Origin of the sequence: Leekyejoonella antrihumi, from assembly GCF_007845645.1 — a bacterium.
Classification (GTDB): Bacteria; Actinomycetota; Actinomycetes; order Actinomycetales; family Dermatophilaceae; genus Leekyejoonella; species Leekyejoonella antrihumi.
Genome location: NZ_VCQV01000049.1, coordinates 1 through 24,279 on the forward strand (window position 1 = coordinate 1; position 24,279 = coordinate 24,279).

Consider the following 24,279-nt stretch of genomic DNA (forward strand, 5'->3'; position numbering starts at 1 on the left):
CCCTGTGCGAGGAACTGACCGCCACCGAGACCACCTATCCCGGCACCAACCTGACGATCGTCTACACCGTCAAAGACCACCCCGACCCTTCATGAACTATCCCTCTATGTCAGGAGATCAGAGCCCGGCCTGTAGCGGTGTCTGCCGACTCAGCCGGATCAGGGCGCGGGAGGCGATCGCGTCGAGCTGCCGCACGTGCCCGAACGTGAACGAGCGTAGGAACGATCCGAGCGTGGACGGGGCGTAGCAGCCGTCGAAGACCTTGCGCATCGCGCCGTGCCGCAGTAGGGCCATGTCGTCGATGGAGTCGGCTCCGGCGATCATCCCGCCCACGAGCGAGGTCACCTTCGCCCCGGCGTGCGAGCCCTTGTCCGTCGGCACGCTCAGGTGCGCATCAGCCAGGTCGGCCAGGCCGAAATTCTCCGCGAGATGCATGATCGGGACCAGCCCGGCCGGGGACACGAGATTCGGTTCGTCGAAGGTGGCAGACGCCACCGGGCGCGTGTGAGAGAGTTGCATCTACGAGACGCCCTTCGTGATGGGATGGATTGAGCCTTCAGACAGTTCAATCTTCCCAGAACGCAAGGGCATCCGTGCTTCACGACGCGCTCACCACCCCATCAGATCGGTGGATTGAGGTTAACGGGGCGTGCTCGTGGATGCAGGGGCTAGAGAAGGCTCGACCGCATAGTCCGACGGAGACCTTGCGTAGTTCGAAGTGACCGAGGAACTCGTCCCATTCGGCGTCGGTCGGGGTGCGGTACGGTGGCAACCGATCCACGTACATTTGTCTATACACCCAACTACGGTCCGTACCTTGGCACTAAGATCCAGGCTCAGCGGGAATGACAAGCCACAGCGGAAAGAGAGTGAGCATGATAACGATTGCGCAACTGATTGCACACACTGAGTTGAGTTGCAGCCTCATCGCCGGAACAGCAGGCCTCGACAACCCCATCCGGTGGGCCCACCTTAGCGAACTTGAGGACCCCTGCCGGTGGCTTCGTGGCAAGGAACTCTTGATGACGACGGGGATGGCGCTCCCCAAAGATGCCGCGCCCCAAGTCGCATATATCCGCCGGTTGGCAAAGACCGGCGTCTCTGGAGTCGCCATCGGCACAGGCATGCACGCCCCCCCGCTTACACCAGAACTGCTCCATGCGTCGGAGGAGTTCCAGGTCCCCCTTCTCGAAGTCAGTGGCGGAGTCCCGTTCATCGCCATCTCCGAGACGGTGGCAATAGCCAACCAGGACGCCTTACATCGACGGCTCACCATGCACCTGCGCACATATGAAGTCCTCGGAGTGGCTCGCCAGCAGTCGATGGAGACCAGCGAGATCATACGGCGGCTCGAACAGGTGGCCGGATTTCGCATCTGGGCAGTGACGCGCAGCGGTGCATCGCTCTTCAACGGCACAGATGTCCCTTCATTCCACATATCCGACAATTTGATCGGCGAAGTCCTCGATCGCGCCAGCCCGACACTTCGTTTCCCAAAAGAGATGCATTTGCCTCAAGACGACGGCACCGCTTACCTGCTCCCGATACACGTCCGAAGCAGTCCGGTTGGAGCCCTCGTGACACGGACCATTGGCAATCAGGAGGCCGACCTGTTGTCGATGCATCATCTGGCGGAGATCTTAAGCCACCTGGCAAGTGACCTGCTCAAAGTGCGGGAGCAAGCCCGGCGTGAGGGCGGTGAACGCCTAGCCTTCATGTTGCATGAGTCGGAGCAGCAACGCCAACACACAATCCAGGAGCTCTTCCCAGCCTCCGATCCGCGCGAACAGTACAGTTTCGTGGTCGTAGCCCTCGATGGAAAGGCGGTGGGCTGGGATGACCTACACAATCACCTTCTGGAGCATGGCTTCGAGCATTGTGCGACCAAACGTCGCGAGCAAGGCATCATCCTTATACGACTCGGCGGCGGGATGATTGACACTATTGCAAAAGTGCTCGTCGACAATCTCCCAGACAGCATTATTGGCCTGAGCTCGACCGCTGTCGGAGACGCCGACCTGCTGGTATGTCAGCGACAAGCACGCTGGGCCCTTCGCTCAGCTATCGCGACGGCACAACCGTTGCAGCAATATGCTGCCGATGCGTCGGCGCCGCGGTGGATGCCTATGGAGTCGAGCGACCTCCAGTTGATCGTGGAGGACATCCTCGGGCCTCTTCTGACCTACGATTCGTCGCGCGGAACCGAGTTGGTCCCCACTCTGATCGCCTTCCTGGAGGAGAACCGCAGTTGGAAAGCGACAGCCGCACGGCTCTTCATCCACCGACAGTCCTTGATTGGGCGTGTGAGTCGAATCGAGAAACTCACTGGACGCCGCCTCACCTCAACAGAAGATGTGTGCAACTTGTGGCTTGCCATCAAGGCCCACGACATCCTCCAGCGTTCAAGGACGACCACGCTGGATGGCTGAACCGGTGGAGGCTTCAGTCCTGAGACAAAGGGGCGCCCGACTTTCCATAGCTTAAGAATTCCACGTATACCTGTCCTGCATATCTGCTTACTGTAAGTGCAGGAGAGTTCCGGTTGGCAGGACCCGAATGAGAAGGTTCATCGACTAATACTCGTATCCCACAAGGCATTTCTTTGGCAGAGTGAGGTGGCCACTCAACTCGGAAACAAGCAGCGCCGCTGGGCGAATCCTCAATGCTCGTCGGGGCACTGCAGTCAAGCAGATATGCAGGATACCTGTTCTAACAGGTCTGTCCGGAACACCACGAGCGTCTCCTGCTTCCACTGACCCTCGTCGCGGGCGTCACACCCTCACAGCAGGATGAGCCAGCCACACAGCATATGTCGGCCTTCGCCTCCCTCCTCGTACCTGTGGTGAGGTGGCTGCTGTCAGTGGCTTGCGGTCTGAGTTATTGAGCCCCGGAGGCTGGTACGGTCAGTTTCCGGTGAACTCCGGCGTCTACATTGCCCGACACGCACTCACTGCCACCGAGCCACTCACCCCACAGAAGCCGAGGCCACCCTCGACGCCATTAAAATTAAGCAGACTCCTCGGTGTCATGTCCAGTTGTCGACACCGGTGGCACGAGTCAGGAACAACGGTGACGCCGAGGCCATCTGTGAGTCTGATAAAGTTTTCCCGGCGCATGGCCAGCGGCTTCCGCAACCGCGAGAATTACCGACTACACATGCTCTGATCGAGGAAGGACTCGCCCCTCACCCCGACCACCTACCTCTATCACAGGTGTGAAGAGCCGGTAAACGAGCACTTCACATTCGGCGGCAAACCTCTTGGACCGTCACCAACGTGGTCCGAGTACGTTTAGGGTCCGGCGTCGAGGTCCTCCAATATCGAACAGATGTAGTTATCGGCGGACCGTCGCACCGCTCGCTTAGCATCACGATATACACCTACGCCATTTGACGAGTACAAGCGCTCGTAGTCGTATGCCTCAAGTCGGCGTACGATTCGTTCAATCACCGCACCTGATAGGGGAATCCGATTCGCGTGGCTTCGCAGAAATGCCACATGTCCATCGGCAGTGGCATCAGCGACAGTATCGCCAGTGAGCAGAACCCCTCGGCCCGAACAACCATGTTGCCAGTGAAGCACAGCACTCCCCGGGAAGTGACCGCCACACTGCACCAACTCGACGGCAGGCAGAACGACTTGAGTACCCGACCACGGCCGAATCACCGGATCGCGGCGCAGCAACCAGTTCATATCATCCGAGTTCACCCAGACCGGAGCATGGTTGAAAGCATGGCTCCAAGAGACCTGAGCCCCAAAAGTGTGAGGATGGCTGGCAGCAATCGCGTCGACTCCACCGAGCCGACGAACCCGATCGACAACCTTGCCGTCCAAGAAGTTTAGAGGGTCCCACAGCAGGTTTCCTCTATCGGTTTGCACCAGCATTGACCAATATCCGGTGGCAAACGTAGGTTCCCGGTGCAAGCTGAACAATTTCGGCTCCACCCTCCGCACCGTCAGGTCGTAGGGTATCGAAGCTGCATCCTCCAGGTTGACCCAGACCTGCCCGCCCGCAGGGATGTATCGACGCTCATCCGCACATATTGGGCAGGTCGTCAACGCGATATCAGATTCGACACCACAGGTCGCACAGATGGGCATTCCTATCGCTCCTTCGTCGCCTGACCCGAGCAACCGGTGTCACTTGCCAGCGTGATGGGGCCCACCTCGTTGCCACGAGCATGGGACCACTTGGTCGTGTCAGTGAGCATCGTCGGCCTGACTCGCGGCGTCAAGGCCGGCGCGCTGGCCGGGGCGTTGTCGTTGCCGGTAGGAGGGTCCTTGGATGATCAGGGTGTGTGCTCGGGAGGTGAGGCGGTCGATCGCGGACTGTGCGAGTAGCGCGTCGCTGGTCATGGTCAGCCACTCGGCCGGCTCCCGGTTCGAGGTCACGATGGTGGAGGCCTTGCCGTGTCGCTCGACGACCAGTTCGTAGAAGTCGTTGGTCTCGGTGGCGTCGAGGGCTCGTAGGGCGAAGTCGTCGAGGATGAGCACGTCGGCGCGAGCCAGGCGCCGCATCTCGGCGGCCAGGGTGTTGTCCAGGCGGGCTGCGCGTAGCCGGGTGAACAGCTTGTCGGCGCGGGACGCGATGACGGTGCGGCGCCGGATCGCGGTGTGCCCCAACGCGTGTGCGAGGTGCGTCTTGCCGACCCCGACGGGGCCGAGGATCAGCACGCCGTGGCCGGCCTCGGCGAACGCCAGGGATGTCAGGTCCGATAGGAGTTGCCGGTCGTAGCGCAGGTCGTCGGGCTCGGCCCAGGTGTCCCAGCGCATGGCCGGGTCCAGGCCTGCGGTCTTGGCTCGTAGTGTCGCCGAACGGGATTCGCGCCTACTGACCTCGTCGGACAGGAGCAGCTCGAGGAACGCGGCGTGGCCCATCTTGCGGGACCGTGCCAGGGCGAGGCGCTCGGGCAGGGTGTCCTTGAGCCCGCCGAGCTTCAGCGCGCGCAGGATGCTCGTCAGGTCGGAGCTGATTGGGTCGATCGGCCCGGCCTGCTTCGTGGTTCGGGTGCTGGCGGGCTCGGTTGTCGTGGTCGTCATGAGGGAGTCTCCGTCTCTGCTGTGGTGGTGGCGGTCAGGCCGCCGGGGATGAGGGTGAGCTGGGTCGCGCCGCCGGCCATGGCGAACTCGCCGGGGTCGCGGGCGAACCGCCCGGTCTGTGAGCCGGCCGCGGTGGGCAGCTCGGGTTTGGCGCGCTCGGTGGCCTTTTCGAGCATCGCGGCGATCTTGCCGACGGCCACGACGTCCAGGTCCAGTGAGGTGGAGCAGGCGTCGTCGACCGGCCCGGGGCCGTATCGGCGGACCAGCCCGAGCAGCCGGTACACGCTGCGCATCCGCGTCCAGGGCAGCGGGTCGTCCAGCAGCCGCTGCGCGTAGATGCCAATGTTCTCACCGTGTTTCGCGGCTGTCCTGATGAGCTTGTCCAGGTCCCGCATCGCGTACCCGACCCGCTCGGCGGGTAGGTCGCCCGGGTCGGTCGACCGCCCGCCCGGCGGCTGCCGAGGGTGGGTCTTGACCGGCTGCCCCCGGTCGAACAGCTTCACCAGCTGACTGTCGGCGCGAGCGTCCAGATACATGCCCAGCCACGCCTCGGGCACCGAGTACAGCGCGCGGGCGACTTCGACGTGGAAGTCGCGGTGCACCTTGACCCGCGTGAACGTCGGCACGTCATAGGGTGCGGGAACCGGGAGCAGGCAAGGCTTCTCGTCCGCGTCGAACACCTCGAGCGGCCGGGCGGCGGTACTGCCGTGGATGCGTGTGCCCGCGGTCGTCGTGCACCAGCGGACCGCGCGGGCCTGCGCGTCGGCCAGGTCGGCGAACGCCTCACCGGCGAAGAAGTTTCCGCGCACGTACTGCACCGCCCGCTCAACTTTCGCCTTGTCGTTCTTATCGCGATAAGAACGACTATCCCGAGGATTTGGTTCTCCCGAGGATGACCGATCGCTGCTGGTCAGCGGCGGTGTGACCACGGGATCCTCGGGATAACGCCTGCCGGGTCTACGGTGCTCGCCTCTGTTGGTTCTCTTCGAGAGGCAAGTGCTGGTGATGGGTGTTTCGATCGGTGAGGTGATCGCGCGGGCGGATGCGGCGATGGACGGGTTGGGGCATGCCCCGTCGACGCGGATGCAGTACCGGTGGGCGTGGTCGCAGTTCGACAAATTCTGCGCCGCACAGCATGGCGTGGTCTTCTCCGATGCGGCAGCGGATGCGTTTCTGGATTTCGTGACCGACGAGTTCCGGGTGGGACGGTTCAAGCAGTGGAAGTACAAGCTGTTGCGCAAGGCCACGCTGGTGCTGGGCGAAGTCGCTGCGACGGGGTCGTATTCGTGGTCGGTCGCCCGTGCGGCGGGTATCAACGACGGGTTGGACGCGCGGGTGCGACCCGTGCAGCAGCGGTTCGAGGAATGGCTCTCGGGTCGCGGTCTGGCCCCGGCCACGGTCGATTTGTATGCAACGGTCTCCCGGAAGGTTCTGGGCTGGCTGCCCGGCCACGGCGTCGTCGATGTGCACAGGGTCTCGGCCGGCGACATTTCGGCTGCGGTGGTGTTCCTGTCTGACAGCTATCGGCCGGGCAGCATGCGTGCCGCGCTGTCGGCACTGCGGGTGTGGTGTCGCTTCGTCGAACAGGACGGCGGGCATCCCGGGCTGTGGCGGTCAGTGCCTGCCACTCGGGTGTCGCGGTCCCGGCCGGTCGCGGTGATCACGGCCGCCGAGGTGGATCGGCTGGTGGCCACGGCGGATCCGGGCACGCCGGGCGGCCTGCGGGACCGGGCCATCGTGTTGCTGGCGGCCCGCACCGGGCTACGGCCGAGCGACATCACCGGGCTGCGGCTTGGCGACATCGACTGGCGTACGGCTCGAATCACGGTGACGCAGTTCAAGACCGGGGAGCTGGTCGTCCTTCCCCTGCTGGCCGATGCGGGCGAGGCGATCTCCGCTTACCTCCTCCATGGCAGGCCCGCGGACGCTCGCTCCGATCGGGTGTTCGTGCGAGCGAAAGCCCCGCACGTCCCGCTGGCCTCGAAGGATCTGCACTATGTGGCCTCGCGTGCCTTCACCCGCAGCGGTGTCACACCCAGGGGCGGTACGGGCCGTGGCATGCGCGTGCTGCGCGCATCGCTGGCGACCAGGATGCTCGAGTCCGACGCGCCGCTACCGGTGATCGCCGGCGCGTTGGGTCATCGCGGCACCGGCTCGGTGAAACACTATCTGTCCGCCGATGAGAAGCACATGCGTGCGTGCTGCCTGGATTTCACCGGCATCGCACCACGGCGGACGGCGTCATCATGACCACCCTGCACAGCGGCCTCGCGGCCCACATCCAGGCCCTGCTGGACGTCAAGCACGCGCTCGGACTGCCCTACGTCGAATCCGGCCGGCACCTGCAGATGTTCGACGCGATGTGCGCGAAGGACTCTCCCGGGCAGGCGACGCTGGCCAGGCAGATGGCGATGGCCTGGGCGGCGGCGCGGCCCGGTGAACACGTCAACGGTCAGATGCGCCGCATCACCCCGGTGCGGCAGCTGGCCAAGCACATGACCGCGCAAGGCGCTAAGGCCTATGTGATCCCCGCGGGCATCCCGGGCCGGCAGATCCACTACCGCCCTCACCTGTACACGCCGGCCGAGCTGCGGGCGATCTTCGACGCCGCCGACCAGATCCACGCCACCCCGTTCGGCGGGCGACGGGAACTGATCATCCCGGTCATGTTCCGGATGATCTACTGCCTGGGACTGCGCCCCGGCGAGGCCCGCCGCCTGCGCCGCGCCGACGTGGACCTCACCGACGGCAGCGTCTATATCCGCGAGTCGAAAGGACACAAGGACCGGCGCGTGTTCGCCTCGGCCGACCTGCACCAGTATCTGCGGTCCTACGACACCGCTATCACTGCCCATCATCCGGATCGGCCGGTGTTCTTCCCGAACCCGGTCGGCGACGCCTACAGCGCCGGGACGATCGACTACTGGTTCAGCCAGCTCCTGCAGGCCGCTGGCATCACGGCGGCGTGCGAACCTCGGCCGCGTGTCTACGATCTGCGGCACGCGCACGTGATCGAGACGATCAACCGGTGCGCCCGGGCCGGTCGCGACCCGCAAGTCCTGGTCGCCTACCTGAGCCTGCACCTGGGGCACGGCAACACCGCCGACACCTGGTACTACTTTCACCTCGCCGCCGATTTCCACCCCGACCTGCGCGCGCTGGCCAACACCGGGATCGAAGCATCACTGCCGGAGGCCGGCCATGGCCCCCGATAACTTCTTCGCCCTGGTGCGCTCCTGGCTGACGGTGCACCTGCCCCGCTCGCGCAGGTTGAGCCCGCACACGATCCGCTCCTACAAGACAACACTGAACCTACTTCTGGACTATCTGCGCGAGTCCCACGGCCTGACACTGGAACAGGTCGGCTTCGACCAGATCGACCACGCGGCCATCACCGGGTTCACGCTCTGGCTCGCCGAGACCAGAAACGCCGGCCCCGCGACGGTGAACCAGCGACTGGCGGCGATCAAGTCATTCCTGGCATTCTGCGCCGGGGAAGACCCGGCGCTGGTCGCGCGATGGCTGGAGATCAAACAAGTCCGCCCCGCCAGGGTCCCGACCCGACCACCGGACGCTCTGTCGATGCCCGCCGTCGAGGCACTGATCGCAGCACCCGGCCAGGACACACGGCGCAACGTCCGCGACACCACGCTGATCCTGTTGACATTCGACGCCGCCGCCCGCGTCCAAGAAATCCTGGATCTGGCCGTCGGCGACAGCGACACCACACCCGGCCGCGGAACTGTGACCCTCACCGGCAAGGGCCACAAGACCAGAGTCGTGCCGATCATGGACAAGACCAGCCGCCACCTGCACCAATACACCGCACTGTTCCACCCCGAAAGACCCGCGCCGGATGCACTGCTGTTCTACACGACCCGAGCCGGGCGACACCAACAGATGAGCCAAGACAACGTGTCCTACCTGCTGGGCAAGCACGCCGCCACGGCACGGCCCACCTGCCCGCAGATCCCCGCTTTCCGCGTCAGAGATCGGTAACCAGGGCCCGGTTTTAAAACTCCTCATTCTTGCTGGTTTCATTACCGGAGCAGGCAAGGAGAGAACTGATGGTCAACAACGATGCTACGAGCGGTACCGCGACCGGCGGGCCGAGGCGGCGCAGGCGGAAGAAACTCGCGCCGTCGCAGAAGTATGAGATCTACACCTCGACGCTGACGTCCTCGGCGACGCAGCGGGAGCTGGCCGAGCAGTACGGGGTGGACCGGACCACGATCCGCTCGATCTGCGCGACCGCGAAGCAGGGCGCGCTGGACGCATTGGCGGCGGCCGTGCCTGGCCGGCGCGGCAAGTCCGCCGAACAGCTCGAGCTGGACGAGGCCCACGCGCAGATCGACCGGTTGAAGGCCACGATCTGCGAGCAGGCCGTGGTGCTGCACCTCGAACAGGGAAAAGACGGTTGGGACTGAACGCTGGCCTGGTCCCCGCCCGCGTGCCGGGGCCGGCGAAGCACGGACTGCTCGAGCTGATCGCGCACGCCCGCTCGCAGGGGTTCTCCCTGCGGTGGGCGTGCCGGCAGCTGGGCATCGACCACGCCCGGGTCATCGCCTGGGCGGCCAAACAGGAAGCCGGATCCGAGTTGGCTGACCAGCCGCCCGGGCCACTGGCGGGCGAGGCGCTGCACGCCCTGCTGGACTGGGAGAAGGACACCATCGTGCAGATCGCCAAGGACTGGGGCCAGGTCGACCTGTCACACCGCAAGCTCGCCCACCGCGGATCCCGCCTCGAGCAGGTCTACGTGAGTGAGTCCACCGTGCTACGAGTCCTATTCGAGGCCGGGATGCGTCTACCCGGGATCCCGCAACCGACGGAGCGGCGCGGGAAGACACCGTGGCCGGACTGGGTCGAGCTGATACCCGGGCAGATCTTCATCTACGACTTCACACACTTTCGGAGCCTACGCGACTGGTGCGCGATCGCGGTCGTCGACGTGGTCTCCCGGTACTGGCTGTCGACCGTATTCGCGCCGGAGGAGACGTCGGTGCAGGTCGAGACCGCGTTCATCGCCGCGCTCGAGGCCGACGGGAAGGGCTGGCTCCTGGAGGACGCCGACCTGGCCGCCGAGCTCGCCTCCGGGCAGATCCCGGAGAACGACGAGCGGGTCTCCGCGCTGCTCGCCGTCAGTGATAACGGCCCGCAGATGCGCTCGAGCAACACGGCCCAGTTCATGGCGATCGCGCGGATCGCGCAGCACTTCGGCCGACCGGGGACTCCGAACGATCAAGCGTGGATCGAGTCGTTCTTCGGACACCTCAAGGGCGAGAACCCGTACCTGGACACCATCACCGACCCCGCGGTCATGCGCCGCGAGCTCGACGTCAGAAGGGAGCACTACAACACGATCCGGCTGCACGAGGGCATCGGCTACGTCACCCCCGAGGACGAGCACCACGGGCGCGGCGACGCGATCCGCAAGGCTCGCCGCGACGGGCTACACGCCGCCCGCGCACACCGGATTGCCACCCGCCGCAAGATGCGGCACACTACAGGAAATCCCAGCAACCCGAATGCGGACAATTAAAACCGCGAACTGGTCAGTTATCTCAGATACGGCGCGCCGAGTGGTCCCATAACTGGCAACCAGGTGGTCCCATGAGGTTGGCAAAAAACCGGTCAGGGTGGTCCCATGCTCATGGCAGGCGACAACCGGGGCTCGCCACCTCTATCAGTATCCAGAGTTCACCGGAGAGTACCTGCCAAGGAGAGACACTCGCCCCGAAGGCCCTATACCAACCATGCCAAATGCGCAGGTCAACGTGCGCCCAGGACAACGTAACGCCCGGGCTTCCGAAGCCGACATAGAGATGCTCCTGAAGACCTCCACACCTCAAACCATCATTGACTCCAGCGTCGAATCAGATCCACTCATCGTCGTAGTTTCTGCGGCACTAGCAAAGGATCTTCGAAACCCCTTGCTGTATCACGGCATTCGTAGGCCTTACGCTCCGCCCGGATCTGGTTCTGAATCGGGCCGATCGTGGTGGTGCATGGGCCCTTCCGTATGGGTGAGTCGCTCGCCGCCGCCACCCCACTTCAGGGCCACGATCTCGGCCGCGATGCTGATCGCAGTCTCCTGAGGCGTGCGTGACCCGAGGTCCAGACCGATCGGGCTGCACAGCCGACCGAGCTCCTCCTCGGTCATCCCCTCCTCCCGCAGGCGGGCGACGCGGTCATCATGCGTGCGCCTCGCCCCCATTGCTCCGATGTACGCGACCTCCGGCAGCCGCAGCGCCACCTTCAGCAGCGGCACGTCGAACTTCGGATCGTGGGTGAGCACGCAGATCACCGTGCGTTCGTCGAGCTTGCCGGCTTCCGCCTGCTCCGCGAGATAACGATGCGGCCACTGGACAATGACCTCGTCCGCCTCCGGGAAGCGCGTGGCGGTCGCGAATACGGGTCGTGCGTCGCATACGGTCACCGTGTAGCCGAGGAACTTGCCGACTCGCGCGCAGGCGGCCGCGAAGTCGATCGCCCCGAAGACCAGCATCCGGGGCGCGGGAGCGAATGCTGCTGCGAATACGCGCATCCCCTCACCGCGCCGTTCACCGTCGGGACCATAGGTGAGGGTGTCGCTGTGGCCCACCGCGAGCAGCCCGCGCACGTCGTCGGTGATCGCGTCGTCTGCGCGTGCGCTCCCGATGCTGCCCACACGGTCGTCGGGGTGCACGATCATCCGGCGCCCGACCTCGGCCGGGTCAGGGTGCGCGACCACGGTGGCAACGGCCACCGGCCGACCGGCCTCGATGTCCGCGGCGACGTCGCCGAGCTCCGGGTAGGTCGTGCGTGACACCCGTTCGACATAGACGTCGAGGATGCCACCGCACGTCAGGCCAACCGCGAAAGCGTCCTCATCGCTGATGCCATAGCGTTGCAGGACAGGGGTGCCCGTCTCGATCACGGTCTCCGCCAGCTCGTAGACCGCGCCCTCCACGCAGCCTCCGGAGACCGACCCGACCGCCTCACCACCGGCATCCACCAGCATCGATGCGCCGGCCTGTCGGGGCGCGGATCGCCAGGTCGCGACCACCGTGCCCATTCCCACTTCCTGACCGGCGTTCCACCGGCTCATCAGGTCGTCCAGCACCTCACGCATGATCCACCATCTCCGCGAGCTCGTTGAATGCTTGCAGCGAGTGCCCTGCGACGAGACCGTCACAGTGCGGCAGCACTGCCAGAATGCCTTGTTGGACAGGCTCGTACCCGGTCTTGCCGGCGTGCGGGTTGACCCATACGACCCGGTGCGCCATCGCTCGCAATCGCCGCATCTGCTCGTCGAGCAGGTCGACGCCGGAGCGCTCCCATCCGTCGCTGAAGATGACGACGATGGCGCCACGGGCCATACCCCGTCTGCCCCAGCGGTCGAGGAAGGCCTTGACCGACTCCCCCAGCCTCGTGCCGCCCGACCAGTCCGGGACGACGTCTCCCGCCGCAATGAGCGCACGATCGGGATCGTGCTGGTGCAGCGCGCGGGTGATGCGGGTGAGTCTCGTGCCCATCGTGAAGACCTCGACCGGGCGGCCACCACGCACCCAGTGATGCGCCAGACGCAGCAGCGACTCGGCATACGAGCTCATCGAGCCGGAGACATCGATCAGCAGCACCAGGTGCCGCGGCCTGGTGCTGCGGCGGCGCCACTGGATGGGGCCCGGTTCGCCCATGCGCTCCAGCTGGGCGCGCAGCGTGCGCCGCGCGTCCACCGCGCCGTGGTGTGACTGGGTGTGCCGTGCCGACCGGCGGACGGGCCGTGGTCGGTGGAGTGAGCCGAAGAGTGTGGCCATCAGGGCCTTTTCGGCGGGTGACATGGCACCGATGTCGCGATGCCGCAGGACCTCGGTGGGGCTGGCGACCATTTGCACGGCCTCGGCCGCCTGCTCTCCGTCGCCGGCCTCGTCGCTGTCAGTGAGCAGATCGACCGGGACCGCGACCTGCACGGACTGCGGCCTGGCAGTGCGGACCTCCTCCCCGTGCTGGGAGAACCATGCCGTGAACACCTTGTCGTAGCGCTCCAGCTCGTCCGGCGACGAGCACAACGTCGAGCGACCGGCCCAGTAGGTGGCGCGCTCGTCATCCAGCCCGACGACCGCAACGGCGTCCAGGTATCCGCGTTCCCGGTCCGGCGTGACCGGGACACCGGCAGCTCTCAGCGCTCGGGCGAACCCGAGCAGCAGCACATCAGGCGCGGTCGCCATGTCAACGCGCCAGCATCCGGTCCAGGCTCGCGCGCACGCGATCCGCGTCCTCGCGATACTTGACGGCCGCTCCAAGCGTGGCCGACGCACTCTCCACGTCGAGCTCGGCGGTGCCGAGGGTATGCAGTGCCCGGGCCCAGTCGAGCGTCTCAGCCACACCGGGCGGCTTCAGCAGGTCCGCTTCGATGCGCAGTCGCTGCACCAGGGTCACGACCTGCTCGGCGAGCGACTCGGACACCTCCGGTGCCCGGCCGCGCACGATCGCCAGCTCACGCTCCAGGCTGGGGTGGTCGATCCAGTGATACAGGCACCGGCGCTTGAGCGCATCGTGCAGCTCGCGCGTGCGGTTGGATGTCAGCACGACGAGCGGCGGTGGCGACGCGGAGACCGTCCCCAGCTCGGGGATGGTGACCTGGTAGGTCGACAGCACCTCGAGCAGGAAGGCCTCGAACTCGTCGTCGGCACGGTCGATCTCGTCCACCAGCAGCACCGCCGGACTCTCGCGCAGCGCCCGCAGCACGGGACGGGCGACCAGGAACCTCTCGTCGAAGAGCGACTTCTCGACATCCGCGATGTCTTCCACCCCCGAACCCTGCGCGGTCTCCAGGGCACGCAGGTGCAGGATCTGACGGGGGAAGTCCCAGTCATACAGCGCCTGGGACGCATCGATCCCCTCATAGCACTGCAACCGGATCAGCGGGACGTCCAGCCCCTCGGCCAGCGCCTCGGCCAGCGCAGTCTTGCCCGTGCCGGGCTCTCCCTCCAGCAGCAGCGGTCGACCCAGGCGCAGCGCCAGGAAACCGACCGTCGCCAGGGCGTCGTCCGTCAGATATCCAGTCGCACCGAGCAGCCCGGCCAGCTCCTTCGCCGAATCCATACATCGCTCCATGCTCTGATCATCTCCTTTCGGGCCTGCTCACAGCAGGCCTTGCGGTGAATCCATGTCTAGCAGCCTCCGTTGTGCAGAACATGCACCGACCTGGCAAGCCACGATGTGCCATCGCGGCCGCACATGAGTGCCTTCGGCAGGCCCATCCGACGACCGGCACCCGCAGCGAGCAGCACGCCGACACACGATGCCTGTGCGCGGCCGGCCCGAACTCGTCACTTGCTCACTCAACCACGTCGGTCCCTGATCTGCCAGGAAGCCCGGTGGCCCACCAGGAAGGGAGCTCGACCCAAGCATGACCGTGGACACTCCAGACGGCGGAGCACCGGCCACCTGCCCACCCCATGGACACCGATCCGGCCGCTACCCGCGTCACCCCACCTGTCACTCCAACGGCTCGCTTCATCGAACAGTCCGCCGCTCTCGACAAGGTTGCGCTACTGGCGCGCCGCAGCGGATGGCACGTCCGTCACCCGCCGGGGTACGTCCACGGGTTGATCGGCAGCGCAGGCAACTCCATCCTTCCGAGCGATGGCCCAATGCTGGCAACAGCAAGTGGGCGACTCGTCGCGCCCGACACAGTCGCGTCACCGTGGGCGGCGCATGTCGAAACGGCTGCTGGTGTCGATGCCGAAGTACGCCGTCGGTCCGCCCGCTCGCATGATCGGCTGTGCCCGAGCCGTGTCGTAGATGCCGTCCACAAGCAGGTCCTCGTCGATGTGCACGCCGACGACCTCACCGACAGTGAACCAGGACCCGGTGGCGTCACCCGCGGCAGTATGGAGTTCGATGAGTTGGGTGACTCGGCACTCGAAGGTGACCGGCGCCGCAGCCACACGCGGCGCATTAACCTCCAGCGAGACACCGGCCTCGAGACCGGCCGTCGCGAACTCGTCGACATCCTCGGTGGTGGAGGTCAGGTTCATCTGTTCGGCCAGCGACCGGGTGGCGAGGTTCCAGGTGAACTCGCGCGTCGCCTCAACATTGGCCACTGTCCCCTTCCATCCGTTGCTGGAGAACCCCACCAGCGGCGGGACGTAGTTGAGCGCGTTGAAGAAGCTGTATGGCGCAAGGTTGCGTCGGCCCTGCCGGTCCAGGGTCCCGATCCAACCGATCGGGCGCGGCGCCACAATAGAGTTGAAGGGGTCATGCGGTAGCCGGTGGCCGTCCGCGGGGCGGTAGAAGTGTTCGGGCACCCGTCTATGACAGCAGAACGACTGTCGGACTAACAAGCGTGGGTGGCGTCAATGGCGCCGGGGAGGAAGCGCAGTGAGCTCTCCGGCTGGGGACCCGCCACACCGCTCCGGCCGGTCTCGCTCGATTTCCGGCTCACCAGTTGTAGCGGCGCTGTTGGGTTAGGCTCCTGCAACTGAAGTTTCCTGTCTGTACGGGTATGGTACGGCCGTGCGGCGGCGACGTGGCCTGAATCCTCCGGACTCCACCAAGGCCGCGCGCCATAAGGATTGCGGGAGCCCAAGTGTGGAGCCTCGCAGCTGCTCGGTCGACTGTTGATGACCTCGATTGGCCCGCTGCTCAATCGGGCCGATCTGAGTAGGTCAGCAAGTCATCGGCGCGGCGTTGAGGAGACGATGCGCGGAGTACAAGGGCCCCTTCCCTCACAGCCCCAACTGCGGTCCCGGACGGGCCCTGACTCCGGCGCGATGGATGAAGGCCGCCACCATGGGGATGGTGGCCGTCATCCGTCCCCGGAATGTCCTGGTCTACGGGCCCTGGGTCCTCAGCGCGAGGGCAAGGACGATCCGGTTGTCGGCAATGTCGAGGCTGAGTCCCGTGAGCTCTTCGACCTTGGTCAGACGATGCCGCAGAGTGTGGCGATGGATCCCGACGGCTCGGGCCGCGCCCTCGAGAGACCCGTTGTGATCGAGGAAGGCCGAGAGCGTGGCAAGGAGATCTTGCTCGGCGGCCGCGGCGTCCGGCAGAATGGGGGCAACAATCGGACCCGCCAGCTCGGCAATCCTGGCCCGTACCTGCTGGTCCATCAGCACACCGTCGAGCGTGAGCCGGTCGGACCACCCGACTGGTTGTCCCTCAAGTCGTGCCGTCCGGGCTGCACGACGCGCCGATGCCAAACCATGAGAGGCGCTTTCGGCTGGCATCGCCTGCCCGACCCCGACTATCCAGTGCGCACTCCCCCGCGCGTCTGAAGAGGCTCGTGCGATGCGCTCGACGGCGGCCTTGTGCGCGGTCGCCGGCACACAGATCACTGCGCGGCCGTCGACGAGGGTAAGCGCGGCGGGCACGCCTGCCTCGCGCAGCGACACCTCGATCGAGTCCCGTAGGCGTGGCCCTCCCCGAGGTCGCGCGGCTTCACCCGAAGCGAGCTCCAGTGCACAGATCGTGACTGGCGCATCCGCGAGGAACCCAAAGCTGCGCAGCTCGGCGACGACCGACGGCGTCGCCGTCAACGGGTCCAGGAGCAGGCCAAGCACAGTGTCGGCCATTCGAGATCGCAGCTGCTCGAACTCGGCCGGAACGTCGACGTAGAGGGTGGCGACTGAGATCGCGTGGTGGAGCACGATCCGCGACGTCGGGTCCGCATGCTGCCCGACCTCGGCCGCGAGCCAACCTCGTCGCATCGATCGCCCGACGAGTCCGTGGAGCTCGATCGGCCCGGACGGGCCTTCCACTGTGACGAGCCGTTGACCCGATCCTGCCGTCACGAGCCGCTCGCGAGCGACGGCAGCGAGCTCGGCGGACCTGGCAGAGGCCGTTGTCACCTCCAGCGATTCGTCGAGGATGACTACCGGTGCGCCGAGCGTCCTCGCGAGCCGTGACACCAGCGCCTCGAGCCCACTGCGAAGCGCAGCGCTAGTCAGCTCGCGCTGCGTGCGGATGGTGCTCTTCAAGGACTTGGCCCGCTCGTCGGCAATTCGCCGTGCGACCGCCTGAGTAACGGCGACGAATGGTGTCGCCAGTGGCACCTCGAGCAGCGGCAGGCCGAGGTCCGCGCAGCTTGCGGCAAGCCTGGTGGGCACCTCGTTGAATCGGATGCCCACCCCGAAGGCCAGGGCAGCTGCGCCCGCGCGTGTGAGCCTGTCGATGTAGGCCACCTGCTCATGCCCGCTGCACGGCATACGCAGGCCGGTGGTCAGGATGAGCTCTCCGCCGGACAGCCAGGGGGACGGGTCGACCAGCTCGATCGCGTGGGCCCAGGAGATCTCGACGTCCGCCACGCTCCCGGCGACGACACGCAAGCCCAAATCGTGCTGATCCACCAGCCAGTCAAGCAGGACAGCCATCCTGAGAATCCCTCCTGACAATCGACGAACTGTCGAACATGATCGCCTGTTGTAGGCCACTTTGTCCATATGGGTCTGGACGCTCGCGATCTAGATTTGCTGCAGACCGACACCGACTGCCTGCGAGGACACCATGACCGACACCGTCGCCCGACCTGCTCCAGGTTCCGCACACGCAGCAACCGAGGAGGTGTCGACCATCGTTCAGCGGCGGCTGCTCCAGACCGCCATTCCCGGCCCCCGCTCACGGGAGCTGCAGCGCCGGCGGGAGTCGGCCGTGTCGGCGGGGTTCGGTGTGACCCTTCCGGTGTTCGTCGAGCAGGCGTCTGGCGGCATCGTCGTCGATGTCGACGGCAACCAGCTCATCGACCTGGCATCGGGTATCGCCGTGACGAGTGTCGGTGCATCCGATCCGGACGTCGCTGCCGCGGTCGCGAATCAGGCTGCGCGCTTCACGCACACCTGCTTCATGGTCACGGAATATGACGGCTTCGTCGATGTCGCCGAGGCACTGAACCGTCTGACGCCAGGAGATCACGAGAAGCGAACGGCATTGTTCAGCACCGGCGCCGAGGCGGTGGAGAACGCGATCAAGATCGCTCGCACGACAACCGGGCGTGACGCGGTGATCGTGCTGGATCACGCCTACCACGGACGCACGCTGCTGACGATGACCATGACGGCCAAGCATGTGCCATACAAAGCCGGTTTCGGGCCCTACGCCCCAGAGGTCTACCGGACACCGACGGCATACCCCTTCCGCTCCCCAGCCGGACCCGGGCGCGCGACTGAGGATGCGCTTGCCCGGCTCAAGGAACTTGTCCTGACCCAGGTCGGCACCGACCGAGTCGCCGCGATCATCGCGGAACCGATCCAGGGCGAGGGAGGCTTCATCGTCCCCTCGCCCGGCTTCTTGCCCGGCGTGCAGGAGTTCGCCCGCGAGCACGGCATCGTGTTCATCGCCGACGAGATTCAGACCGGGTTTGGGCGCACGGGTGACATGTTCGCCTCGGAGCACGAAGGCCTGGTGCCCGACATCATCACGAGCGCCAAGGCCCTCGCCGGTGGTATGCCGCTCAGCGCGGTCACCGGGCGCGCCGACCTGATGGACGCGGTCGCGCCCGGATCGATCGGCGGCACCTACGCCGGCAACCCCGTCGCGTGTGCGGCCGCTCTGGCAGCCATCGCTGTGATCGAACGTGACGGGCTAGTCGAGCGCGCTCGTGCGATCGAGGCGCAGGTGCTGCCACGGCTGCGAGCCCTCGCAGACGGCTGCCACATGATCGGCGACGTCCGAGGCCGCGGAGCGATGCTGGCGATTGAACTCGTCAAGCCCGGCACGACCGTGCCGGATCCGGCTGCGGCCAAGGCAATCGCCGCCCACTGCCACGCCGAAGGCGTTATCACGCTGGTATGTGGGACGTTCGGAAACGTCATCCGACTCCTTCCCCCGCTCGTCATCGAGCCGGCGCTGCTCGACGACGCGCTCGACGTCATCGAGCACGCAATTCGTGAGTACGTGAATCGGGCGCCCGCATGACCGCGGTGACCGAGCCGAGCTGGAACCCACGCACCGGCAACGTCGTCAGCCAGGCGGACACGAGCACCGCCGACAAGGTAGAGGCGACCCTCATGGCCGCCGTACGAAGCGCGCCGCACATCGCGGCAGCCGCCCCGGGCACACGCGCAGGCTGGCTCCGTGCGGTGGCCGACACACTCGACCGGCCTGCGGTGGCAGCCGAGCTGGTCAATCTGGCCGATCGAGAGACCGCCTTGGGCGAGGCCCGCTTGTCGGGAGAGCTCGCACGCACAGCAGCGCAGCTTCGGTTCTACGCATCGGTCGCCGAGGAGGGCTCCTACCTCGGTGCCACCCTCGGCAGCGCAACTCCGACGACAGCCGCAATCGCCCGGACTCGGGTACCGCTCGGGCCGGTAGCTGTTTTCGGTGCGAGCAACTTTCCATTCGCCTTCGGCGTCCTTGGTAACGACACGGCGTCCGCCCTCGCGGCAGGGTGCCCTGTGGTTGCCAAAGCGCACCCCGCGCACCCCGTTCTGTCCACTCGGCTGGGCGAGGTCGCAAAGGTGGCTCTCGAGGCTGCCGGAGCACCATTGGGATCGTTCGACCTGGTGGCCGGATTCGAGGCCGGGTCCACACTGGTGACATCGCCGCATACGGCTGCGGTCGGATTCACCGGGTCCCAACGAGGCGGCCTCGCGCTCTGGCGCCTGGCGAACCAGCGCGAGGTTGTCATCCCCGTGTTCGCAGAGATGGGCACCGTCAACCCCGTAGTGGTCACCCACTCAGCCGCAAGGACCCAGCTCGCGGACGTCGCCCGCGGGGCGGTCGAGTCCTTCACTCTGGGAGCCGGCCAGTACTGCACGAAACCAGGTCTATTGCTTGCGCCCGCTGGCACCGACATGGCCAGTGTGATTACCCGACTCCTGTCCGAGGACCGGTCGCCCGCATGGCATCTGACACACGAGATCGCGGCCGCCGCCAGGGACGGCATCGACGAACTGACCGCTGCGGGCGCCGAAGTCGTCGTGCGCGGCCCTGGACCGGCCGTCGGCTGGGCCGCGACTCCAACCGTCCTGCGGGCGCCGATCAGTGCGCTCACCGACGGGAGTCGGCTCCTGGAAGAGTGTTTCGGCCCGGTGATCCTGCTGGTGGACTATGCCAACGAGGCCAAGCGCAACAGCGCACTCGACGCCCTTCAAGGCTGCCTGGTGGCGAGCGTCATGACGGGTGGCGCCGACGACCCGGAGACGGCCGCGCTGGTCACTCGGCTCAGCACACTGGCCGGCCGCGTCACCGTGGACGACTGGCCCACCGGTGTCTCCTGGACCTGGGCCCAGCAGCACGGCGGCCCATGGCCTGCCACGTCCGCTCCGGCCGCAACCTCGGTCGGTGCGGCCGCCCTCGACCGCTTCACACGACCCGTGGCGTTCCAGAGCGTGCCGGACCATGCTCTCCCACCGGCACTCCAGAGCGCGAACCCCTGGGCCCTACCACGTCGGGTCGATAGCGTCCTGCGCCCCGCCCCCGCGAAAGGACTCGCGTCATGACTGCTCCCCTGGAAGGGATGGTCGTCGCAGACTTCAGCCGGGTCCTCGCTGGGCCGCTGGCCACCACGACACTGGCAGACCTCGGTGCCGAGGTCATCAAGGTCGAGCGACCGGACTCTGGAGATGACACGCGACGCTGGGGGCCCCCGTGGACAGCCACATCCAGTGCCTATTTCGAGTGCGCCAACCGCTCGAAAAAGAGCATCTCCCTCGACCTGACCGATCCAGCGGACCGTGCATTGGCGCAGGAGCTCGCCGCCCGTGCGGACATCCTCGTCGAGAACCACAAGGTGGGCGCGCTCGACCGTTTTGGACTCGGCTATGACCAAGTGTCCGAGTCGAATCCTCGCATCGTGTACTGCTCGGTGAGCGGTTTCGGGAGCCGTGACGGTGCAGCACTGCCCGGCTATGACTTTCTCGTTCAGGCCGTCGGCGGCCTCATGAGCATCACCGGGGAGACTGACGGTGAGCCGATGAAGGTCGGTGTCGCGCTCGTCGATGTGCTCACCGGGAAGGACGCCGTGATCGGCATCCTGGCAGCGCTGTCGGCGCGCGCAAGAACAGGAACCGGTGAGCACGTCGAGGTCAACTTGCTGTCATCGTTGCTCGGATCCCTTGCGAATCAGGCAAGCTCATACCTGGCTACCGGCGTCAACCCGAGCCACCTCGGCAATGCACACCCATCGATCGCTCCTTACCAGACACTCCGGTGCCAAGATGGGCTCCTGGCGGTAACCTGCGGGAACGACGCGCAGTTCGCTCGTCTCGCCGACGAAGCAGGACGCCCCGAACTCGCTGCCGACCCGCGGTTTGCTACGAACCCCGAACGCGTGGCGCACCGAGCCGAGCTCGTTACCGAGCTCGAGTTGGCTCTCTCAGTGGCCGACGCCGCCTCCTGGAGCGAAAGGCTCACCCAAGCCGGTGTCCCTGCTGGCAAGGTGGGAGACATCGGCTCAGGCATCGCCCTTGCCCGCCGCCTCGGCCTGGGCCCGACCGTGCACGTCGGGCCCGACCACCCGCCACAAGTGCGTCACGCCGTGACCTACTCCCGCAGCGTGACCCGCACACCGACCCCGCCACCTTCCCTCGGGGAACACGACGCGGAGATCCGATCCTGGCTCCTTGATCGAGATACCGGTGCAGAGCGCCGCGATCAGCAACCGTCCACACACCCGACGGTCAGCAACGGCTGACCCCATTCGAGAGATCGCCAATCACCATGACCAACCCGCAGCTCACCAGGTTCGACCCGCATGACCCCGCCGGTATCGACGACCTACTCTCCGATGACGAGAAGGCCGTCCGCGACTCAGTGCGCGAGATGTGCGAACGCCGAATCAACCCGTTCGTCGCAGACTGGTTCGAACGCGGGGAGATCGATGACATCCGCGGCCTCGCGAAAGAGCTCGGCTCGCTCGGAGTCCTCGGAATGCACCTCGACGGTTACGGCTGTGCCGGGATGAGTGCGGTCGACTATGGGCTCGCGTGCCTCGAGCTGGAAGCAGCCGACTCGGGCATCCGCTCGCTCGTGTCCGTGCAGGGGTCACTGGCGATGTTCGCTATCTGGCGCTGGGGTAGGAAGGCTCACAAGGACGAGTGGCTGCCGAAGATGGCGGCCGGCGAAGTGATCGGCTGCTTCGGGCTCACCGAGCCCGACCACGGTTCCGACCCTGGGTCGATGCGCACGAGGGCGCGCCGGGACGGTGACGACTGGGTGCTGGACGGACGAAAGATGTGGATCACCAACGGATCCGTGGCCGACGTCGCCGTGGTGTGGGCACAGACAGGCGACGGCATCCGAGGCTTCGTCGTGCCGACCGACACGCCCGGCTTCTCCGCGCCGATCATCCAGCACAAGCAGTCGCTGCGGGCCTCAGTGACCAGCGAGCTCGTGCTCGACGATGTGCGTCTGCCATCGACGGCGCTATTGCCCGAGGCTCGAGGGCTCAAGGGCCCTTTGAGCTGCCTGGACGAGGCGCGGTACGGCATCGTATGGGGTGCGCTGGGGGCCGCGCGGTCGTCACTGGACTGCGCCATCGCTTACGCCGGCGAACGCACCCAGTTCGGCCGACCGATCGCCGCCTACCAGCTGACGCAGGCCAAGCTCGTCGACATGTCCCTGGAGTACATCAAGGGGCTCCTACTTGCCCTGCACCTCGGTCGCCGGAAGGACTCCGGACTCGCTCGTCCAGAACAGGTGAGCATGGGCAAGCTCAACAACGTCCGAGAGTCCCTCGACATCTGCCGGGCGGCACGCACCATTCTCGGTGCGAACGGGGTATCACTGGAGTACCCCGTGATTCGGCACATGAACAACCTCGAGTCCGTCCTCACCTACGAGGGAACAGTCGAGATGCACACACTCATCCTGGGACAGGCGATCACGGGCCATCCCGCCTTCCACTGAGGCTGAGGTCGATCACGGCGGTCGCAGAAGAGCGCTTGACCTCAGGCCGGGGAAGGTCTGGCGTACCTTTCGATGGTGGCAGGACGCGTCGTGGCCTCACTCGGCGAGGCTCCTGACCAGGATGGCGGCGTGTAACGTAGCGAAATTCATCGTCAGGATAGTCTTCTCCGGCTTGTCGGCTATGAGGACCGACGGTGTCGAGGGCCTCGCGTCGACGCGACCAGCGTACGCGCGTCGACACGGGATCAGGCCGTGACATGCCCGCGCGTGCGGGACCTCACGCGTAGCGTGCATGCGTTCCACGAAGTACTTACCGGTGGACGGGCGGCGCGTGTTGCTGCGGTTCGGGTTCGGCGAATGCGGTGTCGATCGGACACGTGCAGCAGTAAAGACGTTCCATGAGCAGCTTCCCGGCCCGCCGGAACGCTACCAGCGCCAAGCAGCCCGTCCGTATCACCCCAAGGGCGCAACGCCACCACGAAGGCCATGGGCCGATCTATCTTGCAACGAGACCGCAACTCGATAGGCATGACACCGGCTGGACTGGCCGCACCGTCCATTGACTCCGTGACGCAGCCAAGCATTACCACCAGTCTCGCTCCCAGGTCGGGTATCAAGCCGCGAGATTCCAGACCTTCCGAAGTGGGAGAAAAGTCCAAGTCCCCCTCGGACACGGCCTTTACCCCCTAGAGATTCGAACTCCTGACCTCTTCCATGCCACGGACCACCGCGGGTGGCCGGCCGACCTCCGCACGGGACACCCTCGCCTTGCTGCTGGGCTTCACGGTCGCGCTGCGCCGCTCCGAGGAAGCCAGCCTGACAATCGGGCCATCTGGCGCCGGCGCCAGTTACCGAGGACGGCCTACGGGTGCAGCTCGGCCGATCCAAGACAGACCGATCCGGAGGGGCGGGGCCGCGGTGCTCGGCATCCCGTTCGGCACCACTTCTCTGACCTGTGTGCCGTGTGCCCGGCCCCGCTGGCTGCGCCCGCTCGCCGCACCGAAGCAGTCCGACGCGATGACATGGGTGCTGAACACCCCCGCAGACCCGGCCTACTGGGCGCATGTCTGCTCCGAGTCCTCTCTCGCGCTCGACCCCGTCGTTCCCCTGCTGCGGCGGCTCGACAAGTTCGGCCGCATCGACCACGCCCGCGCGATCTCCGGGTCTGAATGCCATGCTCAAACGCCGCCTGGACGCGGCCGGCTACCACTCACCACACTACGGTTGGCACTCCCTGCGCGCGGCATGGTCACCCAGGCCCGCCGCAACGGCGCTCCGACCAGGGCCGTCAGGCGTCAGGCCCGACACTCCTCGGATGCGATGGTCGACGTATATGACCGCGACTGGAACCCGCTGAATGGCTCCGCGGTGCTCGACCTCGGGCTGTAACGCGGGATCGCTGTGCTTGGCG

19 protein-coding genes and 1 pseudogene are annotated in these 24,279 nt (G+C 66.1%); 11 read left to right on the forward strand and 9 right to left on the reverse strand.

Annotated elements, in window-relative coordinates; genetic code table 11:
• Positions 1-132 precede the first annotated feature (132 nt).
• Positions 133-519: pseudogene (locus tag FGL98_RS22360) on the reverse strand (IS1380 family transposase); the annotation flags it as partial.
• 356 nt (positions 520-875) lie between these two features.
• Here FGL98_RS22360 and FGL98_RS22370 point away from each other — a divergent pair.
• Positions 876-2,429: a PucR family transcriptional regulator gene (locus FGL98_RS22370; RefSeq protein WP_186526327.1), complete on the forward strand. Its 1,554-nt coding sequence runs from the start codon at positions 876-878 to the stop codon at positions 2,427-2,429.
• A gap of 861 nt (positions 2,430-3,290) precedes the next feature.
• Here FGL98_RS22370 and FGL98_RS27270 read toward each other — a convergent pair.
• From FGL98_RS27270 to FGL98_RS25605, 3 genes are all read right to left on the reverse strand, one after another.
• Positions 3,291-4,100: an MBL fold metallo-hydrolase gene (locus tag FGL98_RS27270; RefSeq protein WP_222432346.1), complete on the reverse strand. Its 810-nt coding sequence runs from the start codon at positions 4,098-4,100 to the stop codon at positions 3,291-3,293.
• Between the two features lie 99 nt (positions 4,101-4,199).
• Positions 4,200-5,039 (reverse strand): ATP-binding protein, encoded by an 840-nt coding sequence (locus FGL98_RS22380; protein ID WP_146320688.1) that lies wholly within the window; start codon positions 5,037-5,039, stop codon positions 4,200-4,202.
• Complete coding sequence (locus FGL98_RS25605) at positions 5,036-5,857, reverse strand: Mu transposase domain-containing protein (RefSeq protein ID WP_186526328.1); 822 nt, start codon at positions 5,855-5,857, stop codon at positions 5,036-5,038. Before FGL98_RS25605 ends, FGL98_RS22380 begins: the two co-directional genes overlap by 4 nt.
• 187 nt (positions 5,858-6,044) lie before the next feature.
• Between FGL98_RS25605 and FGL98_RS22390 the strand changes: the two genes are divergently transcribed.
• The 5 genes from FGL98_RS22390 (at position 6,045) to FGL98_RS22410 (ending at position 10,578) form a co-directional block, all read left to right on the forward strand.
• Entirely contained in the window at positions 6,045-7,289 is a 1,245-nt protein-coding gene (locus FGL98_RS22390) for a tyrosine-type recombinase/integrase (protein WP_146320690.1), read from the forward strand.
• Positions 7,286-8,254 carry a tyrosine-type recombinase/integrase gene (locus FGL98_RS22395; protein ID WP_146320692.1) on the forward strand — a complete coding sequence of 323 codons (969 nt, stop codon included), beginning with the start codon at positions 7,286-7,288 and terminating at the stop codon, positions 8,252-8,254. The genes FGL98_RS22390 and FGL98_RS22395 overlap by 4 nt, the downstream gene beginning before the upstream one ends.
• The gene (locus tag FGL98_RS22400; RefSeq protein ID WP_146320693.1) at positions 8,241-9,038 is read left to right on the forward strand and encodes a tyrosine-type recombinase/integrase; all 798 of its coding nucleotides are present in this window, start codon (positions 8,241-8,243) and stop codon (positions 9,036-9,038) included. The genes FGL98_RS22395 and FGL98_RS22400 overlap by 14 nt, the downstream gene beginning before the upstream one ends.
• A gap of 68 nt (positions 9,039-9,106) precedes the next feature.
• Complete coding sequence (locus FGL98_RS22405; RefSeq protein WP_146320695.1) at positions 9,107-9,466, forward strand: helix-turn-helix domain-containing protein; 360 nt, start codon at positions 9,107-9,109, stop codon at positions 9,464-9,466.
• Entirely contained in the window at positions 9,457-10,578 is a 1,122-nt protein-coding gene (locus FGL98_RS22410; RefSeq protein ID WP_146320697.1) for an integrase core domain-containing protein, read from the forward strand. Before FGL98_RS22405 ends, FGL98_RS22410 begins: the two co-directional genes overlap by 10 nt.
• Before the next feature lie 417 nt (positions 10,579-10,995).
• Here the strand turns inward: FGL98_RS22410 and FGL98_RS22415 are convergent, their stop codons facing one another.
• From FGL98_RS22415 to FGL98_RS22440, 5 genes are all read right to left on the reverse strand, one after another.
• A complete protein-coding gene (locus tag FGL98_RS22415) occupies positions 10,996-12,150 on the reverse strand; it encodes an XdhC family protein (RefSeq protein ID WP_146320699.1) in 1,155 nt (384 codons plus the stop codon).
• A complete protein-coding gene (locus FGL98_RS22420) occupies positions 12,143-13,246 on the reverse strand; it encodes a vWA domain-containing protein (RefSeq protein WP_146320701.1) in 1,104 nt (367 codons plus the stop codon). Before FGL98_RS22420 ends, FGL98_RS22415 begins: the two co-directional genes overlap by 8 nt.
• Before the next feature lies 1 nt (position 13,247).
• Positions 13,248-14,123, reverse strand: a complete 876-nt coding sequence (locus tag FGL98_RS22425; protein ID WP_146320703.1) for an AAA family ATPase — start codon at positions 14,121-14,123, stop codon at positions 13,248-13,250.
• A gap of 599 nt (positions 14,124-14,722) precedes the next feature.
• The gene (locus FGL98_RS22435) at positions 14,723-15,331 is read right to left on the reverse strand and encodes a flavin reductase family protein (RefSeq protein ID WP_146320707.1); all 609 of its coding nucleotides are present in this window, start codon (positions 15,329-15,331) and stop codon (positions 14,723-14,725) included.
• 525 nt (positions 15,332-15,856) lie between these two features.
• A complete protein-coding gene (locus FGL98_RS22440) occupies positions 15,857-17,395 on the reverse strand; it encodes a PucR family transcriptional regulator (protein WP_186526329.1) in 1,539 nt (512 codons plus the stop codon).
• A gap of 133 nt (positions 17,396-17,528) precedes the next feature.
• Here FGL98_RS22440 and gabT point away from each other — a divergent pair, with 133 nt between their 5' ends.
• The 5 genes from gabT (at position 17,529) to FGL98_RS22465 (ending at position 24,257) form a co-directional block, all read left to right on the forward strand.
• On the forward strand, positions 17,529-18,935 hold the full coding sequence (gene gabT / locus FGL98_RS22445) for a 4-aminobutyrate--2-oxoglutarate transaminase (RefSeq protein ID WP_146320711.1): 1,407 nt from the start codon (positions 17,529-17,531) through the stop codon (positions 18,933-18,935).
• Entirely contained in the window at positions 18,932-20,461 is a 1,530-nt protein-coding gene (locus tag FGL98_RS22450; protein ID WP_146320713.1) for an aldehyde dehydrogenase family protein, read from the forward strand. Before gabT ends, FGL98_RS22450 begins: the two co-directional genes overlap by 4 nt.
• Positions 20,458-21,654: a CaiB/BaiF CoA transferase family protein gene (locus FGL98_RS22455; protein ID WP_146320715.1), complete on the forward strand. Its 1,197-nt coding sequence runs from the start codon at positions 20,458-20,460 to the stop codon at positions 21,652-21,654. Before FGL98_RS22450 ends, FGL98_RS22455 begins: the two co-directional genes overlap by 4 nt.
• Before the next feature lie 26 nt (positions 21,655-21,680).
• On the forward strand, positions 21,681-22,868 hold the full coding sequence (locus FGL98_RS22460; RefSeq protein WP_146320717.1) for an acyl-CoA dehydrogenase family protein: 1,188 nt from the start codon (positions 21,681-21,683) through the stop codon (positions 22,866-22,868).
• A gap of 714 nt (positions 22,869-23,582) precedes the next feature.
• Positions 23,583-24,257, forward strand: a complete 675-nt coding sequence (locus FGL98_RS22465; RefSeq protein ID WP_146320719.1) for a site-specific integrase — start codon at positions 23,583-23,585, stop codon at positions 24,255-24,257.
• The last annotated feature ends 22 nt before the right edge of the window (positions 24,258-24,279 follow it).